The following is a 16,283-nucleotide window of genomic DNA, read 5'->3' on the forward strand; positions in this document are numbered from 1 at the left end:
AGGGGTTTAAGGATAGATGTTTTGTAGTTTAAATAGATAACAATCGCAATAAACCTCGTCTAATAATTTATGCGATGCTATCTATTTAAATAAAATTTAAGCGGTTTAGTTCATTATAAAAAGAGCTAGAGTAAGTTGAATTTATTACTATTAACATACTACTAAGCTGCATATTTTTCTAATTCATGTGGGTAAACACGCATGCCATTTGTGGTATTTTCATAGACTGATTGCTCTTTAATATATGACCAAGCATAAGGTGTTGTACCCATTTTGCTAGCCAATCGTTTAATCACTTTATCGATATCTCGACCAGCGTGATCTTCTGTACGGGTAAATAGCGCTTGTATAATTGATAACATAGTTACTTCCTTTTTATTGTGTAATTAAATTTCATTTCTATTTGATAAGTATCATAAGGCAACTTTAAGATGTGATCAAGATCTATTTTCTTTGTAATAAAAAGTTCATTTAAAGACCAACGTCAAACTTTCAAATAATATTGTAGATATTAAGAGTTTCTAAAAATCTTCATATACTTACGAATTGGTCAGTGTCATGGAAAAAATAGCTAGATATGAAAGCGTAAAAGATGAATATTTACAGAGGATGGCGGCATAGCAAAGAAAAATAATGAGGGACATAACCAAAAAGAATAGATTGATGGTAATTAAAGTTGTGGAGTCACAACAATAGGAGCCTTTGATCACCTTTTTGAGCAATACTTAAAGTAGCCTTGTGCACCTAGCGTCATCAGCATTGGATGATTTCACAAAGGGAAATGGTACATCAAGCACTGCTATAAAAAATCTTAATAAAAACAATTAGTCTAAACATTCACCATTAGTTGCGATTACTCTTTTATACCAATGAAATGATTTTTTTCTAATTCGCTTCAAAGAACCATTGCCCATATCATCTCGGTCAACATAAATAAATCCATAGCGTTTACTCATCTCTCCCGTTGATGCTGCGACTAAATCAATGCATCCCCATGGGGTATATCCCATGAGAGGGATACCATCTGAAATAGCATCTTTCATCGCTTTAATATGCTGTTTTAGATAATTGATACGATAATCATCCTGAATCTCGCCATTTTCATCAAGACTATCCTTAGCACCCAAGCCATTTTCAACCAAAAACAACGGTTTCTGGTAGCGGTCATACAAAGTATTCATGGTGATCCGCAAACCAACAGGATCAATAACCCACCCCCAATCACTCGATGGTAAATGTGGATTTTTAATCGATTTAACGATATTTGCTTCACTGGTATTATGACTATTCATGTCTGCAGATGCACAGCGAGATGCATAATAACTAAATGAGATGAAATCAACCGTATTGGTTAAAATTTGACGATCTTGTTCTGTTATATCAAGTACAACCTGTTTTTCTGCAAATACTTTTTTCGCATAAGACGGGTAATAACCGCGAGACTGGACATCAATAAAAAATAGATTTTCTCGATCTTTTTGCAATGCCGTCAGTACATCTTCTGGTTTACAAGAGTAAGGATAAAAATCCCCGCCAGCCAACATACATCCAACTTGATTATCTGGGTTAATCTCATGCGCAATACGGGTGACTGATGCGCTAGCAACAAGCTCATAGTGTGCTGCTTGATATTTTATTTGTTCCTTATTTTCGCCATTTTTGAATAACAGGCCGGCACCAGAAAATGGACTATGAAGGAGAATATTAATTTCATTGAAAGTAAGCCAATACTTAACTAAGCCGTCAAATTCATTGAAGCAGGTCGTAGCATAACGTTCAAAAAAAGCAATCATTTCACGACTACGCCATGAGCCATACTCATTAACGAGATGCATCGGCACATCAAAATGGCAGAGCGTTACTAACGGTTCAATATTGTATTTTTTACATTCTAAAAATAGATTTCTATAAAATTCGATTCCGGCTTCATTTGCAACTAGCTCATCGCCCTTTGGGTATATTCTGCTCCATGAAATTGAGGTTCTGAATACCTTAAATCCCATCTCTGCTAATAACGCAATATCATCTTGATAACGATTGTAAAAATCAATCCCCTGATGGCTAGGATAATATTCCTTAGGTTCAAGGTTCACTGTTTCAAAAAGACCTAATTTTGTTGCCAAGCGTTTTTCACCATAAGGAATTAAATCAACGGTTGTTAACCCTTTTCCACCGCTAAGGTAAGCACCTTCAGCTTGATTGGCAGCAATAGCACCACCCCATAAAAAATCATCGGGAAACGTATTTTCAGACATGTTTTAGTCCTTTAATGTTTGCTAAATAGCATTACTATTTACAAAGAGAAGGTAACGAAATACAAGAGAACTTTATATTTAATGACTGATTATTGATTCATCATATCCGTGTTCAGGTACCTGTTTAAAATATACTCGATCATATAACAAGGATTAACATTACAAATATTTTTAAGCTTAAGCAATTGTTTTATAGTCAATAGTAATCAACTACGTAATAAATTAGGAGGATTGTTAAAAATTAAAGCAGTAGCCACCTTTAAAAATAATTGTGTTAAAGGTGGCTAGATATATGAGCTGTATTCGTTTTATGGCATAAGAATTTACACCACTTTATGATTGCCTCTAGAAGTCTGCTGTCAGACCAACATACCATGTTCTTGGTAACACACTATACCCACGCTGAGTTACATCAAACTCATCAAACTGTTCAGAGGTTAAGTTTCGAACGCCTGCTCTTAAGCGTACTTCTTGAGCAACGGTATAATTTAAACCAAGATCAAGCGTTGTATATCCCGGACGATAAACATCAGTATCGATTAACGTTTTACCGGTGTAATTAACACGTGCAAAAGTATCTAAATCACTCGATGCAGCCCAACTCAGACGCGCCGTTGCAGAATGGTCCGGACGATCCATTAATGCTTCATTAGTTGTTTGATCTTCACTATCAATAAAGGTGTAATTAGCGTTTAAATTAATGCTATTAGTAAAAGCGTAATAACCTGTTAACTCAACACCTTGTACTCGTGCACTGTCGATATTTTTGTATGTATAAGTCGGAAGATCTGACGTTCCGCCTACAGGGTTTTCACGGTCTTGGTCGATTAAGTTTTTAATATCATTACGGAAAAGTCCTGCTTCTAAGCTCCAGCGATTCTCTGTATAAATAGCTGAGACTTCATAACTTACACTTGTTTCAGGCGCGAGATCAGGATTACCAACAACCAAACAGCCGCCTTTACAACTAGTGATGATATTCTCTTCCGATAACTGTAATAAGCTTGGCGCATTAAATGCAGTACCAACACCACCTTTAATGGTCAGTTTATCTGTTACCGTATTAACGATATATGCACGTGGACTCCAATGTGCGCCAAACTGCTCATGAAAATCAACACGTGTCCCATAGGTTAATGTTGTTGAATCGGTAAGTTCCCATTGGTCTTGCACAAACAGTGCCTGTTGCGATACGTCTGTTTCACCAGTTACTGTTAAACTGTCCGGGTTTACTAATTTACTGTTATTAAACTCGCCACCCACCGTTAATGTATGTGCACCTAAATAGGTCGTTGCATGTGCATATACGGATTGATTAGTTTCATCAATATCATATAAACCCTGCTCAGCATTTTTGCTATTGTAATTATCTTCACTCACCACTGCATCACGATTATAGCGTACTAACGCTTCACCCCAATTGAATGAACCATTATAGGTTAATGCTTGTGTATTACGTTTCACGTGCGTTTCTGAATCTAATAAACCAGAGGTAGACTCAAGCGTACCTTCACGGTCATCATCAGCGTATGAAAAATCGAAAGCTAAATCATGATCTTCATTGATATACCATAATAAACCACCCGTCATTGCTAGCGTATCACGCTCCTCTAAGGTTGAACCTTCAGAACGATCGTACGCACTATCTCCTTCACCAACCATGCCAGAGAATGCATTCCATTCATCTCGCGAACTTTTATTGACCGAGAAAGACATAAATAGCTCGTCATCAATTAAAGCACCACCGGTATTAAACCCAGTGCTGTATTCCGCGCCATTATCATCATCACGAAAACTTGCATCACTGCTTAATTGTGAATGCCATTCGTTGCTTGGACCTTTAGTGATCACGTTAATAACACCACCTAACGCTTCTGAACCATATAAAGCAGACATAGGACCACGGATCACTTCAATGCGTTCAATACTATCTTTTGGAATCATTGATAAGTCAAAATCATTACCACGGAAAATAGCATTTGATGAGCTCAATTTACGTCCATCCACTAAAATCATGGTGAACTTTGAATCCATCCCACGAATCGAAATCATCTCTCTGCCAGCACGCCCACCATCCATTGTACTTTCAACGCCAGCTACATTTTTGACTAAATCATTTAATGCAACACCCGGCTCAGCCATTATTTCATCTTGAGTAATCACCGACATAGAAGCAGGTGCTTTATCCAAAGATATTTCAGTGCGTGTCGCTGTAATAACCATCTGCTCATCGGCGGTCACTTCTTCAGCAAAGACAGGAAGAGAAACACAAAGTGATGCAACAGCAACAGATAAAGGTTTACGAGCAAAATTAAAGTAGTTAGACATGGTAGCCTTATAATTAAATACGAATGATAATGAGAATACATCGCATTTAAGAGGTAGGCACAATAAAAGGCAAGTAAAATTTTTCACAAAGTGTTCAAACGCTCAAACAATAATCACTTATCTATCTAATTGAATTAAAACGTTATAATTGTTAATGAAATATTGCAAAATGTAACGTTGCGCATTTGTATTTTAAAGAAGTTTAAATCCAAGGCTCATCTTGCTTAAAGTTTATTGAATATCACATATTCAATACTCGAATAATAAAAAACGAGTATTTATTCGGGTTAAAATTATCATCACCGATGTTATCTATTTTGATGTGGGAAAAAATTAAGGTCTCTCATTAATAATGTTTAAAGCGAATTAACAAGCGTTAAAATTACTTATCAACACCTCATCCAACCTTGATGTATGAATAGGCTTAGTAACAACATCTTTACAGCCAGCATTAAGCATATCTATTCGAGTTTGTTCAAAAGCATCGGCGGTACAACCAATAATTAATGGCTCTCTATCAAGTCGTAATGCCTTAATAATTTTCGTTGCTTCAATACCATCCATCACCGGCATATGGTTGTCCATCATCACTAAATCAAAGGGATAATTTTTAATTTTTTCGACACCTTCTTGTCCATTTTCAGCAACCTCACAGGTGATACCACGTTTTTTAAGGAACATGGTTAATACAGTAATATTAATTTTATTGTCCTCTACAATAAGCGCTTTTAGCCCAGCACCATCAAAAATGGAGCTCATGTTGCGTTTAATATCTTTAAGACGTTCCCCCAACTTAATAGGAATAATCACTGTAAACTGGCTACCGACACCCAATGTACTCTCGAGTTCTATCGTGCCTTGCATGGCATTTATCAGCTCAGAAACAATAGAAAGCCCAAGCCCTGTCCCACCAAACCGTCGAGTGGTATCATTTTCAGCCTGAGAAAAGGGTTGAAAAATAATGCTTTGTTTCTCTTTTTTTATACCTATCCCCGTATCTGAAACGACTAACTCAATCTGCGCTGCTTCCCCCTTTTTTACGACTTTAATAGAAGCACTAATTTGCCCTTGTTGGGTAAACTTCCAGGCATTATTTAGTAAGTTTTGCAATATTTGCTGAATTCGCACCTTATCTGCGACGCACACATAGCGTTCATCTTCGGCAAAAGTTAAATTAAACGTTAACCCTTTTTCATCACAGAGTGCTTGATAGATTTGCGAGACTTCTGCTTCTAACTCACAGAGGGAAAAACTACTGAAATTCAAATTTAATTTACCAGCTTCAATTTTAGAAAAGTCCAATATGTCATTTAATACCGATAACATATGTTTTCCTGAACTCAGTAGTGTATTAACCATCTCATGTTGCTCTGGAGTCAACGTAGAGTCTTTTATTAACTCACTCATACCGAGCACCCCATTCATGGGTGTTCGAAGTTCGTGGCTCATGGATGCTAAAAACTGAGATTTAGCAACATTAGCGGCTTCCGCTTTTTTAGCACTTTGTTTTAGTGTTTCTTCCAATGCTTTTCGACTGCTAATATCGCGTTTAACCGCCATAAAACCTTCTAAATCTCCTTGTTCATTGAATAATGGGCTTACCTGTACCTCTAACCAATAAGGTGCTCTATTTTTCCCATAGGTGACGATTTCAAAGGTACCAAACTCTCTATTACCAATGATGGTACGAATTTTTTCTACTGTTTTGGGATCAGTCTCAGGCCCTTGTAAAAACTGACTTGCTTTAAAACCTGCAACCTCCTCTTTTTTAAACCCTGTCATCGCTTCGAATGCACTGTTTACCCATATAATATTGAGTTCAACATCGGTAAATAATACGGCATCACGCATATATTTTGCCACTCGAGCTAAGCGAGTAGACTCCGCACCTTTAATTTTTAATTCTTCAGCTTGCAGCTCCAGTAAATGTTCTGATTCAGCAAGGGACTGAAAAGGGGAAACTAAAAGCCTTCTCCCTATAAAATAGAGCAAGATAATCGTGAATAACGTTGCGAATGCCATACGCATCAGTAAGCTGGTTAAAAAGTCAGACTCTGTCTTGGCAAGAAATGTAGGTGATGATGCGTAGAGCAGAGTGATATCAAACTTACTAATTTTTTTAGATTGTACCTTCCAACCGCTCTTAGGTGACATTGACCAGTTAAACCTATCCTGACTAATTCCAAACCAGTGATTGCTGTCAGCAGTTAATCTGCCAATAAGATTATTACCATTGAGTGTAATGATATAAGCAGACAGTCCCTCTGCTGATTGGTTATATTTTATCGGCTCTGTAATCAATAAGTAATCTTGCTCACCATCCTTAAAAAAGATATACCCCGGATCATTAATAATAGATTCATTCTTTATCCCTTGTACGATAAATTGATTAACCGCTGCGGATAACTCCAGCTCAATATAAATACTTTCTCCAGTGAAATCATACAAGTTTACAAAGGTACCTACCTCATTAGTTTTAATGAGAGACATTTGGTCCTTCATCGCAGCGATATCTTCACCTCCCTCTAGTATTGCACTCACAACATAAGGATAAGCTGATATTTTGTGAATTGTTCTTTCATGCGACTCAAAAAATTCACTCACATATTGCTCAATAGCCGAAAATTTACCTTTTAAATTTTCATCATTAATTATTCTTGCTGTTTCTATGGCCTGATTACGCACAAATATATAACTGGTAGCCATAAAAGTAATAGCACCCAATATGATAAACAGTGTAAATAGATGCATTCCATTTTTTTTGTCAAAAAACATCGTAACCCCAAACCCTATGGTTTATTTTTCAATTAATTTAACCGCATTCATATCATCATAGATCGCCATACAGAGATCACCATTATCTAATGCTTCATGTGCATCTGGTTTATCACGTGTAAATTCGCTAAATGGCACATTATATTTTTTTATTAACCCATTAACTGGTGCATATGAAGACTCTAGTGCTGTTTTCATTGCTATACGGTTGTCGACGATATCGTCACTAAATTTGACATGCTGTGCGGCATTGATGAAAACGCTAGCCAGATCATAACCATGCACAAAGCCTGCAGGCGCTTTTATATTGTGGCTCTTAAACTGCACCGGAAACATCCTTTTAGCGTCATCAAAAACCTGCATATTGAACGCATTTTCTGCTGAACTATAAAAATTAAAACAAGATTGAATAAAATGTAAATTTGCTTTATTACGAATTTCAAAAGGCACTGTCTGCGCAAAATCACCACCGCTAATACCCCAATGACTGTATATTGATATGTTCAAATTTAAATCGGCGACCGCTTTGACCAGTAACGCACCTTCACGAGCACCTGCAACCATAAATATACAATCGGCTTTCTCATTTTTTATGCCTTCCAGTAACAGACGCGCTTGTACGGTATTAATGCCCCACGAAAACCAGGTCACTTCAGTCTCCTTTAGTGAATCATCCTTCAATGCTGAGCTTATACTTTGATAATTTGATTTTCCCCAAGCGGTGTTTTCAAGCAACATATGCGGCTTTACACATTGTTGCTGCAATGCAAAATCGACCAAGTGTTTACCGACTTTGTGATCATCAACTGACAAGCGAAAAACAAAGTTATCTTTTGAGGGATATCGAGTGATGGGACCACCAGCAGCCCAGGGGACCAGTGTTAATAGCTTTGATTCATTAATAAAGTCGCGATACTTGATCAAAGGCGAAGAGTGAAGCCCTCCTACAAACGCAATTGCATTAGGATCTTGAAGAAACTTATCCATATTTTTTTTGCTTCTGCGTACGTTACCTCTGTGATCTAATGTTACAAACTTAACAGGTATGCCAGATAGCTTATTATCACGTTGTGCAAATGCAACTTTAACCCCTTGCTCTATCGACATTGCTGATTCAAGGTGTCCGGTTCTATCTGCATCGAAATAAATTTTAAATACATCGGGAGATGCAAAAGAGCAACAAGAGTAACTAGCTAAAAAAATTAAAAATAAGTTCCTAAGCATCGCCCCCCCCCCCTTTTTTAAATTTTTTTCTGCCATAAATTAATCCATTTCTAATAACCAATAACCTTAATTCAAGATAGACCCCACATTAAAATAATGAACACGATGGTACTTACCTCATGAATTAGAAGGGAGGTTAAATAAGCTTGGCGAAATTATCCAAACCAAAAACCACAGTATTAACTCGCTATTTCTTAGCAGCTTCATCCATATCAATGGGTCACTTAAAACTGACTTTAGTTGAGATCTCAACTATCACAGCAATTTTTTATCAAAAAAGTGAAGTGAGATTTGTTCAGAATATTAAGTTGCTATTATTTTAGAAGCGGTCATGTGGTAGGAAATGCTTTTTAATAGTAAATACTAACTCACACCTCACCCAAATATTCTGAATAATAATGTTTGTCGAAACGGTAAAAGTAGGATGCTTTTTTAGTAAACATCTCTCTTGATAGCACCTTATTTACAACGTTAAATAGGATTAATCTCCCAACTAATGAATAGAAAAATTATCACTAGCAAGCAGAGGGTTGTAGGAAATAACAATTCTCGCTTCGAAAATATCAATACCGTAATTGAGGACCTTAATCAGCAAGAATGATTACCTTTTACATTATTTTGCTTTAATACGGCGTCGTTGAACACGTTGATAAGAAAAGTAAGCAAGTACTCCCCATACGACAACTTGCATCCAAAGTAATTTCCACTGTGCCATAACTTGAGAAAATTCAGCCCCCATTTGGTTTACCATCAAAAAGCTTTGAATAGCAGGGGTAGAAGGAAACAGATTACTCAACCAAATCATCGGCAGTGGAACACTTTCAAGAGGCCATATAAACCCGGTACTAAATATCAATGGCATTGAACTAATTAACACAATAAAGGTGACTAACTCTCTTCGCGGCAGAATTGCACCTAACAAAATCCCAATAAAGGTACTGGTCAATAAAAAAGGAGCGAGCAACGCCAAAATAACCGTATGAGAGGCCAGTTTATTTACGCCATAAAACTCAAAACTAAAACCAAAATAATAAAGCGCCAATAGATAATAGATACCAACAAAAATGAAACTGCGTGCAGCCAATATCAAAAATGGGGAGTATTGATGCCAATAACCTTCGTTCATTTTCTCACTGCCACCTAGCAACCCAACGCCCATGATTAGCGTTTGCTGTAAAATAAGGACAAAAACAGCGGGAACAACGTAATTAAGGTAACCAATAGTCGGGTTAAAAGTGGGTTTCATGTTTAGTTTTACTTGTGCATATTGCTGTGTTGCTAACTCTAATGGCACGCCATCAATAACGAGCCGTGAAACAGTTGCCTGAGCAGCCAGCGTCCCTCCCGCTTTGGCGAGCCCTTCAACAATGGTGCCGTAAACTAAAAAATAGGAAGCATCTCCCGAATAGGAGAGAACAGGGCTTTTACCTAATAAAAGATCGCGATTAAAGTGTTTTGGAATTAATAAAATACCGCGCACATCCCCTTTTAAAAACTGTGCTTTCGCTTCTTCAATAGAGTGTGCTCGTTTAACTATTTTAACCTGAGCGGTTGCATCAACCATACGTTCAAGCTGGCGACTTAATTGACTGCTATCGAGATTAATAACCGTGATCTGTTGTTCCTGTGGCGTTTGCTGCGTATAGGGTAATGGATATAAAAATGAATAAAAAATAACCCCGCCAAATACCGTTAGTAAAATATCAGAGTTACTAAATATTGCCTTTAATTCAGCCTTTATTAATTTAAATAGACCCATTATTATTTTCCAATTTCCTGAGTTGTTTTTTTATCAGCAGCAACGTAAGTAATAAAGGTAGCAGATACCCTAGCATTGAAGGCATAAAGTCACTCACCGTTTGCCATGCAGAAGCGCCGTAACTAACTTGGCTTATTTGCGCTTCAATATAATGACTTATTGGCAGTAATGATCGCCACACCTGTGCAACCATATTCATATCGGTAACAGGAAAAGTGACCCCCATAAATGCAAAACTAGGTGCAGAAAATGCGCCTGCAAAGCTCATTGCTTTAGCAGGGTCAAGTGCATAAAAGAAAAACAGCGCGCCCATCACCATACAAGCAATAACCGTGACTAGCTGGGCAAAAAAGAGAGGCAGCAAACTCCCTTCCATCGGCCAGTTCAGAATGTAATAAAACCAGATCAAAAAGGAAGCACCCTGCATAATAAAAAAAGGTAAATAAAAACTTGAGATGCTAATAAGCTGGCTCAAAGGATTCTTTCCTACCATCTTCTTTAATCCATATCGGCGATAGTTAGCGGTTAAAAATAAGATGGTGGAGACGACAATAGAAATTTGCCATAAAGCAGGCACAATGGCAGAAACAAGAAATTGGGCATAGTTCGAGTTTTTATTAAATAGAGGGGTAATCTGAGTACGAATTCTGACTGCTTTAGAAATGGCCGCTAACTGATTACTGTTACCCTTCGCCATCTGCTTTAACGTCGCAATTTGTGCGTTAAAAGTACCATGTGCTTGTAAGGCAGCGCTATTTATCAATTTACCAACAAGAATATATTGGCTGTTATAAAAAACAGTCACCTGAGGAGCGTTGCTAATCTTAATATCACGATCGAAATTTTTGGGGATCACTATGTACGCGTATATTTCGTTACTAATGAAGGCACTTTTTGCAGCACCAACGTCATTAAACGTATGATCAACTTTTAATGTAGATGTTGCATCAAACTCACGCACCAATTGTCGAGATAATGCACTCTGCTGTAGGTCAACGACGCCAACGGGAAGATCTTTGGCAATTCCTTGTGAAAAAACCCACCAAATAGAGAGTGCAAGTAATATCGGAATCCAGGTCAAGCTAGATAATAACCAGCGATCGCTCTTAAGTAGTCCCCATTGAGGTAATTTAGTAGCCGTCATCATTACAACTCAATCACCACGCTCATACCGGTTCTTAACTTATCAGTTAAATTAAGTGGTTTCGCTTCTATTTCAAAGGTTCTTAAATCAAACCCTTTCGCAGAATCTGTCGAACGCCAAGTTGCAAAATCTCCCATCACGGCAATATGAGCAACTTGAAACTCTATTTTTTTATCCAAGGCAGGCAAGTAAGCTTCAAAGGTTTTATCTTGCGGGAAATTACTTAGTAAATCTTCACGGACATTAAAAACCACCCAAGCATCTTGCATATCAACAACGGTGACGACAGGAAAACCTTGCGGTGCTAACTCACCACTATTCAATAAAACTTGTGATATTTCACCATCAAACCAACTCGTGATTTTAGTATCTTGCGCATAAGCTTGCACCTCAGCAACTGCACCTGCAGCCATTCTAACTTGCTCTTCTGCGGCACGTTTAGTTTCACTTCTCGCGCCCTCTTTTGACATTTGATACATCTGTAACGCTGCATTTTGCGTATATTTAGCGGCTTGCCATTGTGTCCATGCCTCATCGCGTTTTTGCTCTGCAACCACGCCTTCTCGGTATAAGTTATCTACGCGTTGGTAGGTTTTCTCCATCAGTGCTGCCGCTGCTTTGGCTTTATTCCACTCATCTTGTGCCATGCTAGTTTGCTGTGAACGCGCCCCGTTTTCAGCTTCTAATGCCATCGCACCTGCTATCTCTTGACCTGCCATCGCTTGTTCAAGTTTAGCTTCTATCTCCGGGCTATAGATAGTGAAAACCGGATCACCTTTGGCAACAATATCGCCTTTTTTAACCATCACCTCTTCAATTCTGCCTGCTACTTTAGAAGAGATACTATATTGCTGGGCTTCAATTTGTCCTTGGATGTAGACAGGTTTAGGCAGGTAAGCAAGATAAAAACTATAAATTATCCAGCCAACTATTATCGCGCCAATTAAGCTGAAAACAGCTGGTTTAACATATTTCATGATTTATCCTCTACTCTATTTAATTGCAAAGCATTTAACTCATAGTCAGTAAAAGTGGACATATTGCTACTCAGAGCCAGTAATTTATTTAAAGCAATAACATAGTTAAAGCTAGCGACCTGTTGTTGGGTTTTGATGCTGGCCATATACAGTTCTGCATCAATCACATCAAGCGAAGTTGATAAACCTTGGTTAAACGCTTTTTTGCGTAATTTTAAATTTTCTTCAGCCAAAGCAAGACTCGCATCTAAGCCCTGAAACTCTTCAATTGCTTGCTCAGCTTCAAAATAAGTTTTTTCAACCAATACCGTTAAATCTTGTTTTGCTTGATAACGTAAATGGCGAATTTGTAATCGTGCACTGTGGGAAGCACGAATTTTGTCAGATCGTCCCGTCCTCTCCATCAACGGGACATTAACACCGATACCAACGAACCAATCAGGTGCCAATTCACTCGCGATACTATCATCTTCATAAAGTACGTAATCACCATAAAGAAAAACCTCCGGGTAATATTTGCCTTTTTCAGCTTTTATCGAGCTATCAGCTTGTTTCTCTTTCGCATTTAAAATATCTAAACCGGGATAAGTGGCAAGCGTCTGATCAGTAAACGCTGAAATGGGGGGCAATGTACGATTAATAAACAACTCACTTTGTGGGGTAACCTTACTCGTTTGATTGAGTATTTTAGTGAGTGCAGAAGAAGCAATATAAAGATCTTTCTGTAATTTTTTTCTATCAACAACCGCTTTAGCCAATGAAGCTTCAGCTTGAAGACGCTCCACTTTCGCTATCTGCCCTTGTTGTTCTAATTTAAGCGCAAAATCACGATGCTCTTTCAATCCAGCTTCAACTGATAGGCGAGTTTCTAGCACCTCTTTTGCAAGGACCACGCTGAAGTAATATTTACCAAGATCTTCATAGCGCGCTTGTGTTTCCATTTTCAATTGTGCAACCGCTTCTTCAGTGAGTCCGGCGGCATAATCATGAGCGGCACTGATCCTCCCACCCGTGAAAATAGGCCAAATAGCACGGATCGAGGAATTGAACATATCTTTTTCGGCAATGGTGGAGGTTGCACCAGTAATATCACCAAAATCGATACCTAGTTGTGCTAATGAGCTAGCAAGACCTGCAAGTGCCGCTTGACTTGAGCTATCTAAACTTTCCAAAAGTTGTCCACCAGACAAAGTGATATCGTCATCTAATCGAGTATAATTTGCCCCTAGCGTAATGGAGGGCAGATAAAGGCTTTCGTCGGCTTTTTCTAACTGTTGATAACGCGTGACATTGGCACGCTGAGCTGCAAGAGAGTTATTTTTTTTCTGCAGAAGTGTCCATGCATCAGCAAAACGAATTTCTTGAGCATGGGCAGAAAATGCCATCAGCAAAGAGGCTGCAACAATGAGCATATTTGTTTTTTGTTTTTTTAGCATTATAAATAATTCAGCCAATAGTTAAATTAAATAGATGGTTGCGTGACTTATCTTACACCACAATGATAACACTCATACAATCTCAGGAATTGGCGCTAAGTCAAACCTATTAAAGAAGTTTTTCACTAATATGGTAGAACCTAAAAACAGAAGTGGCGAGCTGAATACGATAAAAATATAAACTTCAAGGCTAATTTCATGTTCATAGAATGCAATACAAAGCGCTGCTACCTTTATTTGATAGGTAAAAGCTTTCCAGTCAAAAAATAGCACCACACTCGATGCACTGATGTAAAAAAGACCACAGAAAAAGCAAACAACAAGTCACACAGACATCAACAACATATTTTGTTAATAAAACAATTAATCATACAATAATAGTGATTCTAGTGATCAATGTCTCACTTTGTACGTTGCGAGATCATTAGACTGAGGTAACTTTAAGAGTTGAACTTTTTTGTAGATAGACATGTTACGGACAAACTATTATTTGAATCCAATTAAAGGAATGAAATTTATGGATAGCAAACGTTTTACACTCGCGACTTTAGCACTCTTCATTGCAACGGGCTGTTCCAATTCAGTCACTAATCAAACCGCACAACATGAGTGGGTTAAGGATAAAGATTACAATATCACCATCCTCCATACCAATGACAATCATGGTAACTTCTGGCAAAACAAATATGGTGAACGTGGCATGGCAGCACGTGCAACTCTCATTAATAATATTCGAGCAGAGGTTAAAGCGGAAGGTGGTTCATTACTACTTTTATCGGGCGGTGATATTAACACCGGCGTACCAGAGTCTGATCTACAAGACGCAGAGCCAGATTTTATTGGTATGAATATGATTGGTTATGATGCGATGGCCGTTGGTAACCATGAGTTTGATAACCCACTTGATGTACTCGCAAAACAAGCTGATTGGGCAGAATTCCCATTTCTTGCTGCTAATATCTACAAAGATGGCAAACGACTGTTTGACGCCTATAAAATTTTTAATAAAGATGGCATCAAGATTGCTGTTATCGGGTTAACCACAGAAGACACCGCTAAAATTGGTAACCCTGAATTTATTGAAGATGTTACCTTTACAGACCCTAAAGCTGAAGCAAAACGTGTGATTGCTGAACTCAAAGCGGAGCATAATCCAGATGTGATTATTGCAGCAACTCATATGGGTCATTATTTAAATGGTGACAACGGATCTAATGCGCCAGGTGATGTGCAATTAGCCCGTTACCTTGATGAGGGTGACTTAGATATGATTATTGGTGGGCACTCACAAGAGCCAGTCTGTATGGAGGGAGCAAACCAATACGCCGATTTCAAACCCGGTGATGCTTGTAAACCAGATGTACAAAACGGTATCGATATCGTACAGGCCCATGAATGGGGTAAATACGTAGGCCGCGCAGATTACAGCTTTAAAAATGGTGAATTTACCCTGCAAGATTACGCACTCATTCCGGTTAACTTAAAGAAAAAAGTAAAAAATGCAGAGGGTAAAAAGGTACGTGTCTTTATCCAAGATGAAATAGCACAAGATCCAGCAGTATTAAGCACCTTAAAACCGTTTCAAGATAAAGGTCATGAGGCACTGAATATTGTAATTGGTAAGAGTAATGGTTTATTGCAAGGCGAGCGCAATGTCGTACGTAATAACCAGACTAACTTAGGTCGATTAATTGCCACAGCCCATATGCAACGCGCTAAATCTGACTTTTCAATTATGAACTCAGGTGGAGTACGTGCTTCTTTGGAAGCGGGTGATATTACCTATAAAAGTGTATTAACGGTGCAACCTTTCGCTAATACTATTACGTTTGTTGATATGTCTGGTACTGAGGTTATTAACTACCTTAACGAAGTCGCAACGAAAAGCAAAGACTCTGGTGCTTTTGCACAATTTGCCGGGATCTCACTGACCGTTGCAGAACAACAGGTAATCGATGTGATGATTGCAGGAAAAGCACTTGATTTAAATGCCACATACCGCTTCACTATTCCATCGTTTAACGCGGCGGGCGGAGACGGTTACCCTAAAATCACAGGTCATCCAGCTTATGTCAATACAGGTTATGTAGATGCTGAAGTATTAAAAGAGTACATAGAAGCGAATACACCACTTGATATCGCTGACTTTGCGCCAAAAGGTGAGATAACTTACCGTTAGGAAGCGATTTAATTAATGAGTCACTATCGCAGATAGTGGCTCTTTGAACACGTAAAGCGACAAGCCCCCCCCACAAGCATAATCGGCATTTATCACGACAATAAAACCTATATTCTCAGCAACTCAATTAATTTAAAAACATTCTGTTTTTCAATAGAATACAATACCAATCCAATAACTTATCAGCCTTACGCCTTAAAATTAAG

The 16,283-nt window shown here is 38.2% G+C and carries 10 protein-coding genes; 1 reads left to right on the forward strand and 9 read right to left on the reverse strand.

Going from position 1 to position 16,283, the window contains the following annotated elements; genetic code table 11:
- Positions 1-161 precede the first annotated feature (161 nt).
- The 9 genes from QQK09_RS14275 to QQK09_RS14315 form a co-directional block, all read right to left on the reverse strand.
- Entirely contained in the window at positions 162-362 is a 201-nt protein-coding gene (locus tag QQK09_RS14275) for a hypothetical protein (RefSeq protein ID WP_284204839.1), read from the reverse strand.
- Between the two features lie 462 nt (positions 363-824).
- Positions 825-2,255: a 6-phospho-beta-glucosidase gene (gene ascB, locus QQK09_RS14280; RefSeq protein WP_284204840.1), complete on the reverse strand. Its 1,431-nt coding sequence runs from the start codon at positions 2,253-2,255 to the stop codon at positions 825-827.
- A 345-nt stretch (positions 2,256-2,600) separates the two neighbouring features.
- A complete protein-coding gene (locus tag QQK09_RS14285; RefSeq protein WP_284204841.1) occupies positions 2,601-4,583 on the reverse strand; it encodes a TonB-dependent receptor domain-containing protein in 1,983 nt (660 codons plus the stop codon).
- Between the two features lie 366 nt (positions 4,584-4,949).
- Positions 4,950-7,358: a PAS domain-containing hybrid sensor histidine kinase/response regulator gene (locus QQK09_RS14290; RefSeq protein ID WP_284204842.1), complete on the reverse strand. Its 2,409-nt coding sequence runs from the start codon at positions 7,356-7,358 to the stop codon at positions 4,950-4,952.
- A 21-nt stretch (positions 7,359-7,379) separates the two neighbouring features.
- On the reverse strand, positions 7,380-8,618 hold the full coding sequence (locus tag QQK09_RS14295; protein WP_284204843.1) for an ABC transporter substrate-binding protein: 1,239 nt from the start codon (positions 8,616-8,618) through the stop codon (positions 7,380-7,382).
- Positions 8,619-9,195: 577 nt separating this feature from the next.
- Positions 9,196-10,341 (reverse strand): ABC transporter permease, encoded by a 1,146-nt coding sequence (locus QQK09_RS14300; protein WP_284204844.1) that lies wholly within the window; start codon positions 10,339-10,341, stop codon positions 9,196-9,198.
- Positions 10,328-11,488, reverse strand: coding sequence for an ABC transporter permease (locus QQK09_RS14305; protein ID WP_284204845.1), 1,161 nt, complete (start codon positions 11,486-11,488; stop codon positions 10,328-10,330). Before QQK09_RS14305 ends, QQK09_RS14300 begins: the two co-directional genes overlap by 14 nt.
- The gene (locus tag QQK09_RS14310; protein ID WP_284204846.1) at positions 11,488-12,462 is read right to left on the reverse strand and encodes an HlyD family secretion protein; all 975 of its coding nucleotides are present in this window, start codon (positions 12,460-12,462) and stop codon (positions 11,488-11,490) included. Before QQK09_RS14310 ends, QQK09_RS14305 begins: the two co-directional genes overlap by 1 nt.
- A complete protein-coding gene (locus QQK09_RS14315; RefSeq protein ID WP_284204847.1) occupies positions 12,459-13,898 on the reverse strand; it encodes a TolC family protein in 1,440 nt (479 codons plus the stop codon). Before QQK09_RS14315 ends, QQK09_RS14310 begins: the two co-directional genes overlap by 4 nt.
- Before the next feature lie 517 nt (positions 13,899-14,415).
- On the opposite strand from QQK09_RS14315, the gene ushA reads away from it, so the two are divergent.
- Positions 14,416-16,077: a bifunctional UDP-sugar hydrolase/5'-nucleotidase UshA gene (gene ushA / locus QQK09_RS14320; RefSeq protein ID WP_284204848.1), complete on the forward strand. Its 1,662-nt coding sequence runs from the start codon at positions 14,416-14,418 to the stop codon at positions 16,075-16,077.
- Positions 16,078-16,283 lie beyond the last annotated feature (206 nt).

This window comes from Psychromonas marina, from assembly GCF_030161115.1.
GTDB classification, from domain to species: domain Bacteria; phylum Pseudomonadota; class Gammaproteobacteria; order Enterobacterales; family Psychromonadaceae; genus Psychromonas; species Psychromonas marina.